Origin of the sequence: Amycolatopsis magusensis (genome assembly GCF_017875555.1) — a bacterium.
GTDB lineage: Bacteria > Actinomycetota > Actinomycetes > Mycobacteriales > Pseudonocardiaceae > Amycolatopsis > Amycolatopsis magusensis.
Genome location: NZ_JAGGMS010000001.1, coordinates 1,105,970 through 1,121,050, shown reverse-complemented (window position 1 = coordinate 1,121,050; position 15,081 = coordinate 1,105,970). Strand labels below are relative to the sequence as shown.

The following is a 15,081-nucleotide window of genomic DNA, read 5'->3' as shown; positions in this document are numbered from 1 at the left end:
CGGTCCGGCGGCGCTCGCCCGGCTCAACCTGACGAGCGTCAGGTACAGTACCTAACCGATGTCAGGTAAACGGTTGACCAGGTCCGAGCGCCGCGAGCGCATCCTCGCCGCGGCCGCCGCGGTGTTCGCCGAGCGCGGGTACGACGCGGCGGGCATGCGCGAGGTCGCCACCCGCGCCGGGATCAGCACGCCGGTGCTCTACGACCACTTCCCGGCCAAGGCGCAGCTGTACGCCGGGCTGTTGCAGTCCGAAGTGGACAGATTGCAGGCCGCCTGGGGCGAGCTGCCGGAACCGCGTGACGCCGAGGAGCTGTTCGTGGCCACGGTCGACGCCATCTTCGGCTGGATCGAACGCAACCAGCAGGGCTGGCGGATGATCTTCGCCGAAGCGCCGTCGGACCCCGAGGTGGCCGAGGTGCACCGCCGCGGCCAGGCCCGCGCCACCGAGAAGCTCGCCGAACTCTTCGCCGCCGTGCCGCTGAGCACCGACCTCGACCGCTCGCGCGCCAACGAGCTGTTCGCCGAGACCTACAAGAGCGCGGTCAACGCCATCGCCGGCTGGTGGTGGCACAACCGCGACCTGCCGCGCGCCCACGTGGTCGCGCTGACCACCGACCTGCTGTGGCACGGGCTGCGGCGGCTGACCCTCCAGGAGGACCCGTGACCGCCACCGAGCGCTACCGCGAAGGCGGGGAGAAGGCCGATCTGGACCTGGTGCTGAGTGCCTTCGCCGAGGACGCGGTGCTGATCTCGCCGTTGACCGACCGCGTGCGGTTCACCGGCAAGGCCGAGATCGCGGAGATCGTCCAGGTCGCCTTGGGCCGGATCGAGGGCATGCGGTTCCACACCGACGTCGGCGACGAACGCACCCGCACGCTCGTCTACGCCGGCCGGATCAACGGGGTGGCGATCGAGGAGTCGGCGCTGGCCCGGCTGGACGACGACGGCCTGATCCGGGAGATGACGCTGTTCGTCCGGCCGCTGCCCGCACTGGTCGAGCTGATGGGCGCGTTCGGCCCGGACCTCGCGCGCGCCCACGGCCGGAAGTCGGCCGCGAGGGCGCTGGGCGTGTTGATCAAGCCGTTGATCGGGATGGTCCGCAGCGGTGACCGCTTCGGGCTCCGGCTCGTCACGCCCCGGCGGCGTTGAGGGCCAGCGGCGGGCTCAGCGCCTGGCCGCGCGCGTAGGCGCGGTCGAACCCGTCGTCGCCGAGGTCCTCGCGCACGGCGGTGGTGATCCGTGTGACGTCGGGATCACCGGCGACGGCGACCCCGCGCAACGCGACGGCGGCGCCAAGCAGGAACGCCGCCCGTTCCGGTTCGCCGTCACGCAGGGCCAGCCCGGCGAGCGCTTCGACCGCGTCGGCTGCCGCGGTGTGGTCGCGGGCGCTCACCGGCGCGCTCAACGCCTCCCGGTACCGGCGTTCGGCGCTTTCCCGTGCACCCGTCGCTTCGTCGATCCGGCCTTCGGTGACCAGCAACTGCGTGCGGGTCATCTCCTGGGTGAACCCGCTGGCCGCGCACGCCGCCCGCGAGCGCGCGACCAGCTCGCGGGCCGGTCCGAACCGGCCGCGGAGCCGGGCGATCTCGGCGAGCCCGAGGTACGCCGACGCCAGTGCCTCCGGCGTGCCCGCCCGCCGCGCGAGCTGGAGGGCGCGTTCGTAGTCGGTCTCCGCGCCGTCGAGGTCGCCGAACAACCGCCGCCGGTCGGCCCGCTGGTAGAGCAGTTCGGTGGTGTCGTCGGTGGCGCCGATCAGCTCGGTCAGTTCGAGCGCCTCGTCGGACAGCACCACCGACGCCGCCAGGTCGCCGCGCCTGCCGAGCAGCAGGGCGTAGTGGCTCAGCGCCAGCGACAGGCCCCAGCGCTCACCCAGCTCGCGGTAGGCGTCGACGGCGGCGCGCAGCAACCGCTCGGCGTTCTCGTTATCGCCCTGGAGCATGTGCTTGAGCCCGGTGCCCATCAACGCGAGGCCCTGGCTCCACGGGTCGGCCGAGAACGCCTCCTCGCCGAGGCGATCGGCCGGGCTGCCGGGTTCGGGCGGGCCGATGACCAGGCCGACCACCATGGCGACCATCGGGTGCCGCGGGGGCTGGTTCCAGTCGCGGGCGAACCGGCGGACGGCCTCCAAGTGCGCTTCGAGCGGCTCGTGCGCGGGCAGGCCGCTCGCCGCGTTGGCCACGCACAACACGAACTCGTCGTGCAGATCGGGCGGTGGTTCGGGGCCGACGCGCAACGCCACATCACGGCTGAGCATCGAGCCCTCGAACCGGCGGCCGCGCATCCACCAGTACGTGCACAGGGCCGCGACGAACCGCAGCGCCAGCGCGGGATCCGCGTCGGTGGCCCACCGCAGCGCGGCGAGCAGGTTCTCGTAGTCGGCGTCGAGGCGGGCGAGCCAGTCGAGCTGGCCTGCCGTGCGCAGGCGCGGCTCGGCCTCCTCGGCGAAGGCCAGGAAGTGCTCGGCGTGCGCGCGGCGCAGTTTCCCGGTCTCACCGGCCTCTTCGAGCTTCTCCGTGCCGAAGGCCTTGATCGTTTCGAGCATCCGGTAGCGGCCGTCGGCACCCAGGTCGGCCAGCGACTTCTCGGCCAGCTCGCCGATCTCGCCCGGCCCGCAGATCGCCGCGGCCGCCGCCGGATCGGCGCCGCCCGCGAACACCGCCAGCCGTCGCGCAAGCGTTTGCTCCTCGGGTTCGAGCAGGTCCCAGCTCCACTCGACGACCGCGCGGAGCGTGCGGTGGCGGGGTGCCGCGGTCCGCTCGCCGCGGGACAGCAGGGTGAACCGGTCGTCCAGCCGGACGGCGATCTCGCCGAGCGGGAGCGAGCGCACGCGGGCCGCGGCGAGTTCGACGGCCAGCGGCAGCCCGTCCAGCGCCGCGCAGATCCGCTGCACGTCCCCGGCGGTCTGCTCGTCGACGGTGAACCCCGGGCGCACGGCGGCGGCCCGCTCGGCGAACAACCGCACGGCCGGGTAGGCCAGCGCGTCCGCCGGCGCGAGGCCCGGCGGCGGCACCGGCAGCGGAGCCACGGCCCAGGTGGTCTCCCCGGTGATCGCCAGCGGTTCACGGCTGGTCGCCAGCACCCGCACCGCCGGGCACGCGGCCAGCAGCCGGGCCGTCAGCCGCGCGGTTTCCTCGACGACGTGCTCGCAGTTGTCCAGCAGCAGCACCAGGTTCCGAGTGGCGAGGGCGGCGAGCAGCCGGTCGGCGGGCGGGGTGGCCGGGCGGTCCGCGGGGAAGGTCGATTCGCGCAGACCCAGTGCGCTGAGCACGGCCTGCGCCACGTCGGTGTCGATCGGGGCCAGTTCGACCAGGCAGGTCTCGCCGGGCCAGTGCCGGGCCGCCTCGATCGCCAGCCGGGTCTTGCCCGCCCCGCCGGGACCGGTGAGCGTGACCAGCCTCCCTGCACCGAGCAGCGTCGTCACGCGGCGCAGGTCGGCGTCCCGGCCGACGAAACTGGTCAGGGCGGCGGGCAGCGCGGGTCGTGTTGTTTCGGGTGCGCTTTCGGCACGCAGCACCTCGAGGTGGATCGCGGCCAATTCCGGTGACGGGTCCACGCCCAGTTCCTCGACGAGGGTCCGGCGCGCGTCTTCGAACGCGGTCAGTGCCTCGGCCCGCCTGCCACCGGCGTGCAAGGCGCGGACCAGTTGCCCGCGCAGGCGTTCGCGCAGTGGATGAGCGGCGATCAGCTCGCCGAGTTCGGCGACCAGCGGACGGTGTGCACCGGTGGCGAGGTCGGCGTCGATCCGGTCTTCCACCGCGCCCAGCCGCAGTTCCGTCAGCCGCGCGGCGGCGGCCTCCGCGAACGGGGCGTCGGCCAGTGCCGGTCCCCGCCAGAGCGCCAGTGCCTCCCGGAGTTCCGCGGCGGCACCCGCGTGGTCACCGGCCGCCAGCGCGCGGCGGCCACTTTCCGCGAGCTGGGCGAACCGGTGTGCGTCCACGTCCGCCGGGTCCGCGGTGAGGCGGTACCCGGCGGGCAGCAGTTCCACGGTCAACCCGGCCTGTCGCAGGCGGGAAACCCGCGACTGCAGCGCGTTCGCCGGATTGGCCGGCGGCGCGTCGCCGTAGAGGCCTTCGACCAGCCGCTCGGCGGGGACCACGCGGCCCGCGTCGAGCAGCAGCAGGGTGAGCAGGGCGCGCACCCCCGGCCCGCCGACCGGCAGGCGGCTGCCGGTGGCGGTGAGGACCTCCGTCGGGCCGAGGATGCCGTAGCGCACCGGCACATCCTCTCCCGGACGGCCGGGTGGGTGCTGGGGGGACGGGAAACGCCGCCGAAGTCCCGCCCCCCAGCGGCTCTAGGTCATGGACACGTCTTCCAGGCGAAGTGGTAGGTGGTGGAGAAGTTGCCGTCGGTCGAGTCCATGGTCATGAAGCTGGTGGTCGTCTTGGGATCCGAGGTGCCCGCGTTGACCCGCAGTTCCGCGTTGATGTTGAAGTGCCGTTTCTCGCCGCAAGGCGCGTAGACGACCGAAACGAGGTCGGTCTGGTCGGTGGCCTGCCAGTTGTCCTCGAGCGGCCCGGCGTAGTTGTGGTTGACGTACGCGGTCGGGGACATTCCCTGGAAGTAGTAGTTGGCGCGCTCGGTTCCGGTGGCTCCCTTCGCCAGTGCCGCGAAGCCGCGGTAATCGGCCTGCGCGATGCCGTAGGTGAATCCGGACGGCGCGTTGATCCGGAGGTTGAGCTGGCAGTTCTTGCGGAAGTCGGTCGGGTTGGCCCCGACGCCCACCTGGGCCAGGAAATCGCTGTAGGTCACGGTGAATGCTTTGTTGTCCGGGGACACGGCGACGGCGGCGGTGCCCGCCGGACAGCCGGAACCGTTGACGGTGACCACGTCGATCGTGAAATGGTCGGGCGGTGGTGTGGTGCCGGGAGCACCACCCGGGGGAATCACGATGGACATTGCCAATGCGGTAGCGGCCAGCGCGCTGAACATGTGCACACCTTTCCGGGGTTTCAAACCAGGTGGCGGCGGTTCCTGAATGCTAGCGCCGGTGCCGCTACCGCAATTCCGCTGATCGGGTGGCCTTTTTATGCAGTTTTATGAGAAGGGAAAAGGGCAGGGTGGAGCCCGGGTTTATGCGTGGTTTTTTCTCAACACTTCTTCCAGGAGAAGTGGTACTTGGTGTCGACGTTGCCGTCGGTCGAGTCCATCGACATGAAGCTGGTGGTGGCCTTGGGGTCCGAGGTCCCGACGCTCACCCGCAGCTCGGTGTTCACGTTGAGGTGGCGCACTTCGCCGCACGGCGCGTACACAATGGAGGCGAAGTCGGTCTTGTCGGTGGCCTGCCAGCTGTCGCTGTACGGACCGCTGTAGGGGTGCACCTGGGTGGCATTGGCCGAATTGCCCTGGAAGTAGTAGTTGGCGCGCTGGGAACCGTAAGCTCCCTTGGCCAGGTGGGCGAAGCCGCGGTAATCGGCCTGTGCGATGCCGAAGGTGAAGCCCTGCGGGTAGTTCACCCGCAGATTCAGCTGGCAGTTCTTCCGGAATTCGGTCGGACTGGAACCGACGCCCGTCTGCGCGAGGTAATCGCTGTAGGTGACGGTGAAGTTGGTGTTGTCGGGTGACACCGCGACCGCGGATGTCCCAGCCGGACAACCCGATCCGTTCACCGTGACGATGCTGATCGTCACCTGGTCCGGTGGGGCCTCCGCCGGTGCCGCGGAACTGGGGGTGGTTATTGCCGACAGGGCAATGGCACTGGCAGCCAGCGCAGTGAACATGATGCACCCTTCTGATGCGTCGTGAACAACTAATCGTGGCGGCGGTGGTTCAGGGTATCCGGACGGGTTGGCGGCGCACTCCGCTGAACGGGCTCTTGTTCTGCACTTGGTGCATCGAAATCAGGTGCCCTGCGGCCGTTCGGGTGTGCCGCCGTAGTCCCCGGGGTCGCTTCGATCTTGTCTTGCGGGTACGTAGTGGAGCCGTACATTACTCGACGAAGTTACTAATGCATTGTTCGGGTTGTCTGTAATGACTTCATAACTTATGGTAGTTGTCCGGATTCGTTGAATTCGATCTTGAGGGGGGCGGGCGCGGATGGTGGGCGGGTACACCTTCGACGCCGACGCCATGGCTGCGCGAATTCGTGAACTCGAAGCCCTCCGCGACCGCATCCGCGACCAGTCGCACGTGCTGCGCCGGGCGATGGAGGCGGTCCAGCCGCCCGCGGACGACGACGCCGCGAAAGGGCAGGCGAAAGCCACGGCGTTGTCAATCGAAGCGGCCGTCCGGCACAACCGGGCGATGGACGACTACGCCACGAGCTACCTCGCCGTCCTGCAAGCGGCATCGGGCGCCTACGTCAATAAGGACGTCAGCACCGGAGTGGTGTTCGAGAAATGATCTTGCGGGTGCGAAGAGCCGGATTGCTCGTTCTGGTACTGGCCGTTTCCACCGCAGCGTGTGGCACGCCGATGGCTGGGCGGGCGATACCCGAAGCGCGACCGATCATCGAAAGCCCGGCGGGCGAACACACCAAGGCGCCGCCGGTGCCCCGGCCGCTCGACGCCGAGAAGTACGTCAACGATCCCTGCGCCAGCCTCACCGCCACCCAGCAGGCCGAGTTCAATGTCACTTCCAGCCGGGTGAACAGCGACGGCAAGGGCTCCGGCTGCATCTGGAACGTGGGTGACGGTTCGACCAGTCCCGGCGTCTCCTACCTGACCAGCGTGGAAACCGGTCTGAGCAACCTCTACGCGCTGAACGACACCGGCTGGTGGGACCGCGGTTACTTCGAACCCACCGAGGTCGACGGTTATCCGGCCGTCTACGTGGACCTCGCCGACCTACGGGCGCAGGGCGACTGCGGCCTCGCCGTGGCGCTCAGCGACCGCCTCTTCTTCGATGTCTCGATCCGCACGACCAAGGACAACGACGCGTGTCTCGGGGCGAAGAACGTGGCTGAGGCGATCCTGCAGACGATCAAAGAGGGGGCTTGACCGCGATGAACGGGCAAGAGATCTACGAGAACTTCGCCCACGCGCGCGGCCCCGCGCCCCTGAGCGTCGCGCAGGAGGCGCTGCACTCGGTGGCGGCCGAGTACCAGGTGCTCGCGCAGGAGATCGCGAACGTGGCGGCGGCCTTCGAGCAGGGGTGGACCGGGGACGCGTCGGGGGCGGCCGAGCGGGGCGCGGGGCCGTTGACCGTGCAGCACGCGGAGGCGTCGGAGGCGCTGAACCTCGCGCAGGACCTGCTGCGCCGCCAGGTGGAGTCGTTCTGGATGGCGAAGAACTCGGTGGAGCCGGTGCCGCCGGTGCCCGCCGCCCCGTCGACGATCACCAACGTGATCACCCTCGGGTCGGCCGGGGCGGGCTACGAGCAGTTCGTCACCGAGGCCGGTGCGGCCGCCCAGCGCAACGTCGCGGCGATGGAACTGTGGGCCGACCACTCCGCCTACAACACCACGATGATGCCCACGACCTACGGCGAGATCAGCCCACCGGAGGTCTCGATCAGCCTGGCCGAAGGCACCCAGCTCGGCGGCACGGGCGGCGGCCCACCGTCCACAGCGGAGGCAGCGCAACCCGTCACCACGCCGGAGCCCGTCACCACGCCGGAGGCGGGCACCCAGGCCGCGGTGGCCACCGCCCCCGAGAGCGGCCCGGTCGCCCCGACCCCGGCTCCGACTGCGGCCGGCACCGGTCAAGCGCCGGTGATCGGCACGCCCGCCGGCGGCACCACCGCACCCGCCTTCAGTCCCACCGCGCCCAAGCCCGCCGCTCCGGTCACCTCTGGGATCCCAGCCAAACCCGGTAGCGGAGCCGCCCCTGCCAAGCCCGGTAGCGGGGCCGCCCCGGTGAAGTCCGGCAGCGGAGCCGCCCCTGGCGCCCTGGCCAGTCCCGGCACCCGAGTCACCCCGGGCAACCCAGGCCATCCGGGCACCCGAGCCACCCCGGGCACGCCAGGCAACCCGGCCAACCCCGGCACCCGGGCCACCCCAGCCAACCCAGCTCCCCCGGCCAACCCTCGTGGGACCGCGAAGGGCGTCGTCCCGATCGCCGGGGCGCCCGCCGCCGATCGTGGGCGGGCGGAGGACGAGGAGCACGAGCGCCGCTACGGCGTGCCCGAGGACAAGCACTTCCAGCCCGCCGAGGAAGGCGAGAAGATCGTCGACCCCCGCACCGGGCTGCCCGTCTCCCAACCCGTCCTCGGCGGCTGACCGGGGGCGATCGGGGTGTGGTTCGCCGAGCCTGAGCACTTCCTCGCCGGCCGGCTCGCCGCGCTGGTCACCGACGTCACCGGCGGCGAGCCGCACGTGGTGCTGGCCCCCGAGCCGGTGTGGCTGGACGACGCCGAGCGCGCGCAGGCCGAGCAGGTCCTCGAGCAGGAACGCGCCCGCTACGGCGGCCCCGCCGACCAGGAGGAACCCGACCTCCACGCCATCGCCACCCTGCTCAGCACCCCGCCCGAGGCCGGCTACGGCTGGGTCTCCCACACCGGCGACCGCCGACCGATGGGGGTGCTCGCCGCCCGCTGCCCCTGGTTCGGCCTGATCGCCGCCCGCGAGGACGACGACGTCTGGATCCGCACCTTCTGGCGCGAGGACCCCAGCGTCCTGCTCACCGAGGTCCTCTCCGACTGGCGCAAGCCCCGCGAGCAGCCGATCAGCGTGCTCCGCAGCGAGCTGCTGGCGACGAACGACCTGGTCGTGCCCAGTGCCGAGGTGCGACGAGCGCAGCGGGTGGCCGCCCTGCCGCAGTACGGCGTCGCCGAGTTCTACGCCGAAATCCGGCAAAACGGGACTCGTCGCCGCAGCCCGCACCCGGTCCGCGTCTACGACAACGCCGACGGCCGGTGGACCATGAAGATCACCCCACTGCCCTCGGACGAGCGGCTCGAGCTGGCCCCCGCCTCGTCCGCCGACGTCGCCCGCCTGCTGGACCAGCTCCGGCGCGACCTGTGACACCCCGGGCAACCTTCCCCCAGGTCGGTGCGTCGAGGTACGGGGCTGCCAAGAAGATGAGTGGTGCAGCTCCGTTGAGGGTGGCGGTGGGCGACGGGCGGGCTGCAGCGGCGCTCTAATACACTGCGACCCGTCCTCATGCAATGGGAGAGGTATGTCTGACAGCTCCAAGCCGATCGTCCTGGGCCAGCCGACCGTCGGGGAGGAAGAGCTCGCCGCGGTCGCGGAGGTCTTCCGGTCCGGATGGCTGGCCGGAGCTGGCCCCACCTGCCGCAAGTTCGAAGAGCGCTTCGCCACCGCGGTCGGGACCCAGCACGCGCTGGCGACCAGCAACTGCGGCACCGCGCTGTTCCTCGGCCTCAAGGTGCTCGGCGTGCAGCCGGGCGACGAGGTCATCGTCGGCGACTACACCTTCCCGGCCACCGGGCACGCCGTGCTCCAGGCCGGTGCGACCCCGGTGTTCGCCGACATCCGCCCGGACATCTGGAGCGCCGACCCGGCCTCGATCGAGTCGCTGATCACGCCGAAGACGGTCGGCATCCTGGCCGTCGACGTGTTCGGCCAGCCCGGCGACTTCGACGAGTACCGCGCGATCGCCGACAAGCACGGCCTCTGGCTGTTCGAGGACGCCGCCTGCTCGGCCGGTGCCACCTACAAGACCCGCCCCGCGGGCAGCCTGGCTGACCTGGCCGCGTTCTCCTTCCACGGCCGCAAGGGCATCACCGCCGGTGAGGGCGGCGCGCTGGTCTCCGACCGCGAGGACCTCATCTCGCGGGCGCGCAAGCTGCACACCTACGGCATCGAGCCCGCGTTCAGCCGCGAGGGCAGCGACGAGCTGCCCATCCCGACCTTCCACGAGCTGGGCTACAACTTCCGCATGTCGGACGTGCAGGCCGCGATCATGAACGTCCAGCTGGACCGCCTGCCGAACCTGCTGTCCGTGCGCCGGTCGGCCGCGAAGTCCTACCACGAGGGTTTCGCCTCGCTCGACGGCGTCGAGGTGCCGGTCGCGCTGCCGGACCGCGAGCACCCGTGGCAGGCCTACGTGCTGACCATCGCGCCCGAGATCAGCCGCGACAAGGTCGCCCTGCGGCTGCGTGAGCGGGGCATCGGCTGCAACTTCGGCACCTACGCTTCGCACGTCCAGCCGATCTACGGGCAGAAGCAGCAGCTGCCGGTTTCGGCCGACGCGTTCAAGCGGCACCTGGCCATCCCGATGCACTCGAACCTGACCGACGACGAGGTCAGCCGGGTGATCGAGGCGGTCACCGAAGTCGTCACCCAGCTTTCCTGATCCAGCGGACGAACCAGCACAGGAGAAATCGCACACCATGTCCGAAAAGAAGACGGTCCTGTTCACCGGCGCCGGCGGCTTCATCGCGGGGCACGTGATCCCGATGCTGATGGAGCGCGGCTACTTCGTCCGCGCCTTCGACAACATGACCCGCGGCGACCGCGAGCGGATGAACGAGTGGGCCGCCACCGGAAACCTCGAGCTGGTCGAGAAGGACGTCCGCTACGGCGGCGCGGTGCGCGAGGCCATGCGCGGCTGCACGCACGTGGTGCACTTCGCCACGGTGTCGATCAACAAGTCGATCGCCGACCCGCACGAGTCGATCGACATCAACATGACCGGCAACCACAACGTCTTCGCCGCCGCCGCGGACGAGGGCGTGCAGCGCCTGGTGTTCGCCTCCACCGCCTCGGTCTACGGCGACCCGGAGCGCCTGCCGATGCACGAGGACGACAAGCTCCGCCCGCTCACCCCGTACTGCATCACCAAGCGCGCCGGTGAGGACCTGCTCGGCTTCTACGAGCGGCAGAAGGGCCTGTCCTGGAACGCCCTGCGCTTCTTCAACGTGTACGGCCCCGGCCAGAAGAGCGAGGCGTACTACACCTCGGTGATCAACCACTTCATCACCCGCCTGCGCAACGGCCAGCCGCCGATCATCGACGGCAAGGGCGAGCAGTCGATGGACTTCGTGCACGTCCACGACCTGGCCCGCTCGGTCGTCGCCGCGCTGGAGTCGGAGCGCTCGAACCTGCCGATCAACATCGGCACCGGCATCGACACCTCCATCGCCACCCTGGCCAAGATCCTGATCGACGCCGTCGGCGTGCAGGTCGAGCCGCAGTTCAACGAGCGCGACGTGCTGGTCTCGCGCCGGGCGGCGGACATCACCCGCGCCAAGGAGGTCCTCGGCTGGGAGCCGACCATCCCGGTCGAGCAGGGCATGCACGACCTGGTCAAGTTGCACATGAGCCAGGCCGCCGGCTGATGGGCTTACCACCGGCCGGATCGGCAGAGGGGCGCTCGATGAACATCGTCGTGGTCAACAACTTCTTCCCGCCACGGGTGGGGGGCAGCGCGCACATGTCGGCGTCGCTGGCCGAGCAGTACTCGGCCAGTGGCAACGAGGTGCTCGCGATCACCGCCGCGTATTCCGACGCACCGGCGGAGGAGGAACGCGACGGTTACCGCGTGGTCCGGCTGCCGGCGATGAAGATGCCGCAGCTGGGCCTGTCGATCGACTTCGACATGACCTTCGCGTCGGTCCGGCCGGGCAACTGGCGCAAGCTGTTCAAGATGCTGGACGAGTTCCGCCCGGACGTGATCCACCTGCACGGGCAGTTCTTCGACCTGTCGTGGATGGTCGGGCTGTACGCGCGCCGCCGCGGCATCCCGGTGGTCGTCACCATCCACACCCTGCTGATCAGCGACAAGAAGCTGTACAGCTCGGTGTTCCGGATGCTCGACGCGGTGCTGGTGCGGCCGATCCTCGGCATCATCAAGCCGCGGTACGTCATCCTGGACAAGCTGGGCGTGGACTACTGCGTCAAGCGCTACGGCACCAGCGACGCGAACTCGGAGTACTTCCCGATCGCGGTGGACACCGCGCACTTCGAGAAGCCGCTGACCAAGGACGTGCGCGAGGAGAACGGCATCGGGGACGGCCCGCTGATCGTCTCGCTGGGGCACGTGATCCCGCTGCGCGACCGGATGCCGCTGGTCAACGCCATGCCGGCGATCCTGGAGAAGCACCCGGACACCAAGGTGATCGTGGTCGGGCGGGTCTACCACGACGCGTTCATCAAGCGCGCCGAGGAACTGGGCATCGCGGACAAGTTCATCGTCAAGGGCGCGGTGCCCAAGGCCGACGTGCCCGCGTACTTCGCCGCCGCCGACATCGTCACGCACGACCTCAACGGCGGCTGCGGCACGGCTTCGCTGGAGGCCATGCTGTCCGGCACGGCGACCATCACCTCGACCACGCTGGACAACTACCCCGGCATCGAGCTGCGCAACGGCGACAACATCCTGATCGTGCCGCCGGACGACGCCACCGCGGTCGGCGAGGCCGTGATCGACCTGCTGGACGACCCGGAGAAGCGCGCCGAGCTGGCGAAACGGCAGAGCGCCATGGTGCGGGACAACTTCGGCCTCGACGTGGTCAGCGACGAGCACCTGCGCACCTTCGAGAAGCTGATCGCCGAGTCGACCCCGAAGGGCCGCTGAATGTTCTTCGACGACGAGCGCAGCAACCGGCTGCGCCCGCAGATCCTGACCGAACTGGTCGGGGAGTACATGAACGACGCCGAGCGCGCGAAGCTGTTCGGCCTGCCGGAGACCACGCGGATCCGGCAGCGGGCGAAGATCGTCAGCCCGGACAACCTGAAGATGGGCGAGCACTGCTGGATCGGTGAGGGCGCCATCCTGGACGCCTCCGGCGGCATGGAGATCGGCGAGCACACCAGCATCGGGGTGAACACGCTGATCTTCACCCACTCCAGCTGGCTGGCGAACATGACGCTGCAGAACCACTCGGGCAGCGACCTGATCGAGCGCAAGCCGGTCAAGATCGGCAAGGGCTGCTTCATCGGCGGCCTGGTGGTGATCATGGCCGGGGTGACCATCGGCGACTTCGCCACCGTGCAGCCGAACTCCGTGGTGGCCAAGGACGTGCCGGCGCGCTCGCTGGTGGCGGGCAACCCGGCGCGGGTGTTCCAGCGCTACGACGACGAGCACATCGAGAACGAGGTCAAGCGCGTCCGCGAGGACAACGAGCGGCGGCGCAAGCTGGCCGAGGAGCGCGGCATGGCGACCGGCCCGTGGGGTGCCCCGGCCGGCGACTTCAGCGAGCCGAAGGAGTGACCAGCGGACGGCCCTCGCACCGGGGGTCGTCCGGCCCGGTCGGGCGTTTCGCGGGCAGTGCCCACGAAAGCGCCGACTCCTCCACCGGCCAGCCGTGCGCGGTGGCCGCGCTGTAGGGCACCGATTCGCTGCCCTCGCACAGCACCTTCGCCACCACGCTGCTGTTCGGCACGAACCGCACTTCGGCCTGGTCGTCGAGCAGGGTGGTCATCGTGTCGTCCACGGTGACCACGCTGCCGAGCACCACCTGCCGCGGTTCGCTCAGCTCCAGCGCCACCGACGGCAGTACCGGCGCCTGCAGGAAGACCGCCAGCAGCACGAACGGCCCGAGCAGCGCGGCCGCCGCTGCGGGCCCGTGCGTGGCCACCCGCGCGAACCGCGCCGGGATCGGGCCGGTCAGCAGGGGCGTGAGCAGCGGCGGCACCAGCAGGAGCAGCGCCAGTACCAGTTCCCCACGCGCGAAGGCGCCGGCGATCGTCTGGCCGAACCAGAGGTAGGCGGCGACCGCGGTCACCAGCGGCACCACCAGGCAGACCCCGCGGATCACCCGCGTCCGCTCCGGGTACCGCCGCCGCACGGTCAGCCCGAGGATGACCAGCACGACCATCGCCAGCGCGGGCAGGAACCGCAGCTCCCAGGCGATCGCCGCCCACATCGCGGTCACCGCGAGCGCCCAGTCCGGCGTGCGGTCGGCGGTCCGGCTGAGCCACGAATCCGGCGCTCCCGGCGGCGCGCTCACCACGTAGAGCAGGCCGAGCGCGTGGCCGCCGAGCAGGAACACCGGCGGCACCCACATCAGCGTGATCACCAGCGAGCTGACCAGGTCGAGCGGGCCGACGTTCTGCACCAGCAGGAGCATGGTGTGCAGGTCCTGGCGGCTCAGGTGCCAGAGGCGCAGCACCAGCAGCACGATCGGGAACGCGGGCAGCAGCGCGAGCGTCCACTCGAACCCGCGCGCCTCCGCGTCACCGCCGGGCGCACGACGCCGGCCAGCCTCTCCCACGGCCATTGCCGGACCTCCACCTCTTCCACGTCGGGTTGCTGGTCGTCGGCGATGAACTGCGGTGCGCTGGCGGCTTCGAGCGGGCGGAGGTACCGGTCGTAGGCGTCCTCCCAGCGCTTGTCGGCCGGGTCGTGCTTCGAGCGGTACAGCGAGAGGTCGACCAGCGTCTTCAGCGGCTCGTTGCCGCCGGTGTTGACGGCCCACGACTCCGGGGTCTCCAGCCCCACGTCGTGGTGCTGGAAGGTCTGCGGCTCGGCCCCGACGAACCCGGCGAGGATGGCCGCGTCGGTGGTCATCGCGTCGAGCTGCCCGTCGCGCAGCGGCTGCAGGCAGTCGCTGATCTTGCTCTTGTTCACCATCTTCGCGCCGGCCGCTTCGGCGGGGTGGCGGGAGGTGGAGGTGCTGATCGTGCAGACCGACTTGTCGCGCAGCGCGGTCAGGTCGTCGATCGGGTCGTGGCCGCGCAGGGTCATCACCGACTGCTCGGTTTCCAGGTACGGCTGGGAGAAGCTGACCTCGGGCAGTTTTTCGCGCTCGTCGGTCCGGCTGTAGACCGCGATCACCAGATCGACCCGCTGCCGCTGCCCGCGTTCGTCGGAGGCCACCATGCGACTGCGGTCCTCGTTCTCCACGGTCAGGAAGCGCACCTCGTCCGGCCGGAACCCGAGGTCGGCGGCGATCAGGTAGCCGATCTCCACGTCGAATCCGCTGTAGCGGCCGGTCACCGGGTCCTTGTAACCCGCGCCGGGGATGTCGTCCATGGTGCCGATGAGCAGTTCGACCTTGCCCTGGAGCCCGGCCTGCTCGCGCAGTTCGTCCTCGGAGGGCTTGGACTGCCACGGGATCCACAACGCGACGCCGAGGCCCAGCAGGAGCGCCACGATCAACGCGGTGAGCCGGACCCCGCGGCCCGGCCGGAATCTGCGTCGGGGCGCCACGGATTCGTCGCCGGTCAAACCACCCTCCCCGGGGTTCTCGCGCGCTGGAAGCTCATTTCTACCGCACTTGAGCCGGGACCGGGCCCGA

14 protein-coding genes are annotated in these 15,081 nt (G+C 70.4%); 10 read left to right on the top strand and 4 right to left on the bottom strand.

Annotated features, from left to right (window positions below; genetic code table 11):
- The first annotated feature begins 73 nt into the window (after positions 1-73).
- A complete protein-coding gene (locus JOM49_RS05340) occupies positions 74-664 on the top strand; it encodes a TetR/AcrR family transcriptional regulator (protein ID WP_245369236.1) in 591 nt (196 codons plus the stop codon).
- The gene (locus JOM49_RS05335; RefSeq protein WP_209663245.1) at positions 661-1,149 is read left to right on the top strand and encodes a nuclear transport factor 2-like protein; all 489 of its coding nucleotides are present in this window, start codon (positions 661-663) and stop codon (positions 1,147-1,149) included. Before JOM49_RS05340 ends, JOM49_RS05335 begins: the two co-directional genes overlap by 4 nt.
- Here JOM49_RS05335 and JOM49_RS05330 read toward each other — a convergent pair.
- The 3 genes from JOM49_RS05330 to JOM49_RS05320 form a co-directional block, all read right to left on the bottom strand.
- Positions 1,130-4,213 (bottom strand): ATP-binding protein, encoded by a 3,084-nt coding sequence (locus tag JOM49_RS05330; protein WP_209663244.1) that lies wholly within the window; start codon positions 4,211-4,213, stop codon positions 1,130-1,132. The genes JOM49_RS05335 and JOM49_RS05330 overlap by 20 nt on opposite strands.
- A gap of 83 nt (positions 4,214-4,296) precedes the next feature.
- Complete coding sequence (locus JOM49_RS05325) at positions 4,297-4,929, bottom strand: DUF4360 domain-containing protein (RefSeq protein ID WP_209663243.1); 633 nt, start codon at positions 4,927-4,929, stop codon at positions 4,297-4,299.
- 158 nt (positions 4,930-5,087) lie between these two features.
- Positions 5,088-5,717 carry a DUF4360 domain-containing protein gene (locus JOM49_RS05320; protein ID WP_209663242.1) on the bottom strand — a complete coding sequence of 210 codons (630 nt, stop codon included), beginning with the start codon at positions 5,715-5,717 and terminating at the stop codon, positions 5,088-5,090.
- Between the two features lie 349 nt (positions 5,718-6,066).
- On the opposite strand from JOM49_RS05320, the gene JOM49_RS05315 reads away from it, so the two are divergent.
- The 8 genes from JOM49_RS05315 to JOM49_RS05280 all read left to right on the top strand — a co-directional run bounded on the left by JOM49_RS05315 (position 6,067) and on the right by JOM49_RS05280 (position 13,052).
- The gene (locus JOM49_RS05315; RefSeq protein ID WP_209663241.1) at positions 6,067-6,339 is read left to right on the top strand and encodes a hypothetical protein; all 273 of its coding nucleotides are present in this window, start codon (positions 6,067-6,069) and stop codon (positions 6,337-6,339) included.
- A complete protein-coding gene (locus tag JOM49_RS05310) occupies positions 6,336-6,935 on the top strand; it encodes a DUF3558 domain-containing protein (RefSeq protein ID WP_281068305.1) in 600 nt (199 codons plus the stop codon). The genes JOM49_RS05315 and JOM49_RS05310 overlap by 4 nt, the downstream gene beginning before the upstream one ends.
- Positions 6,932-8,155, top strand: a complete 1,224-nt coding sequence (locus JOM49_RS05305) for a hypothetical protein (RefSeq protein WP_209663239.1) — start codon at positions 6,932-6,934, stop codon at positions 8,153-8,155. The genes JOM49_RS05310 and JOM49_RS05305 overlap by 4 nt, the downstream gene beginning before the upstream one ends.
- Positions 8,156-8,170: 15 nt before the next feature.
- Complete coding sequence (locus tag JOM49_RS05300) at positions 8,171-8,899, top strand: ESX secretion-associated protein EspG (RefSeq protein ID WP_209663238.1); 729 nt, start codon at positions 8,171-8,173, stop codon at positions 8,897-8,899.
- Positions 8,900-9,053: 154 nt separating this feature from the next.
- The gene (locus JOM49_RS05295) at positions 9,054-10,193 is read left to right on the top strand and encodes a DegT/DnrJ/EryC1/StrS family aminotransferase (protein ID WP_209663237.1); all 1,140 of its coding nucleotides are present in this window, start codon (positions 9,054-9,056) and stop codon (positions 10,191-10,193) included.
- Positions 10,194-10,230: 37 nt separating this feature from the next.
- On the top strand, positions 10,231-11,178 hold the full coding sequence (locus JOM49_RS05290; RefSeq protein WP_209663236.1) for an NAD-dependent epimerase/dehydratase family protein: 948 nt from the start codon (positions 10,231-10,233) through the stop codon (positions 11,176-11,178).
- Positions 11,179-11,216: 38 nt separating this feature from the next.
- Positions 11,217-12,416, top strand: coding sequence for a glycosyltransferase family 4 protein (locus JOM49_RS05285; protein WP_209663235.1), 1,200 nt, complete (start codon positions 11,217-11,219; stop codon positions 12,414-12,416).
- Entirely contained in the window at positions 12,417-13,052 is a 636-nt protein-coding gene (locus JOM49_RS05280) for an acyltransferase (protein ID WP_209663234.1), read from the top strand.
- Positions 13,053-13,931: 879 nt separating this feature from the next.
- On the opposite strand, the gene JOM49_RS05275 is transcribed toward JOM49_RS05280, so the two are convergent.
- Entirely contained in the window at positions 13,932-15,011 is a 1,080-nt protein-coding gene (locus JOM49_RS05275) for a transporter substrate-binding domain-containing protein (protein WP_209663233.1), read from the bottom strand.
- Positions 15,012-15,081: the final 70 nt, after the last annotated feature.

Bases quoted from the DNA above. Each gene is read 5' to 3' on its own strand.
- JOM49_RS05325 (WP_209663243.1), bottom strand. From the start codon at position 4,929: ATGTTCAGCGCGCTGGCCGCTACCGCATTGGCAATGTCCATCGTGATT.
- JOM49_RS05320 (WP_209663242.1), bottom strand. From the start codon at position 5,717: ATGTTCACTGCGCTGGCTGCCAGTGCCATTGCCCTGTCGGCAATAACC.
- JOM49_RS05315 (WP_209663241.1), top strand. From the start codon at position 6,067: ATGGCTGCGCGAATTCGTGAACTCGAAGCCCTCCGCGACCGCATCCGC.
- JOM49_RS05310 (WP_281068305.1), top strand. From the start codon at position 6,336: ATGATCTTGCGGGTGCGAAGAGCCGGATTGCTCGTTCTGGTACTGGCC.
- JOM49_RS05295 (WP_209663237.1), top strand. From the start codon at position 9,054: ATGTCTGACAGCTCCAAGCCGATCGTCCTGGGCCAGCCGACCGTCGGG.
- JOM49_RS05290 (WP_209663236.1), top strand. From the start codon at position 10,231: ATGTCCGAAAAGAAGACGGTCCTGTTCACCGGCGCCGGCGGCTTCATC.
- JOM49_RS05285 (WP_209663235.1), top strand. From the start codon at position 11,217: ATGAACATCGTCGTGGTCAACAACTTCTTCCCGCCACGGGTGGGGGGC.
- JOM49_RS05280 (WP_209663234.1), top strand. From the start codon at position 12,417: ATGTTCTTCGACGACGAGCGCAGCAACCGGCTGCGCCCGCAGATCCTG.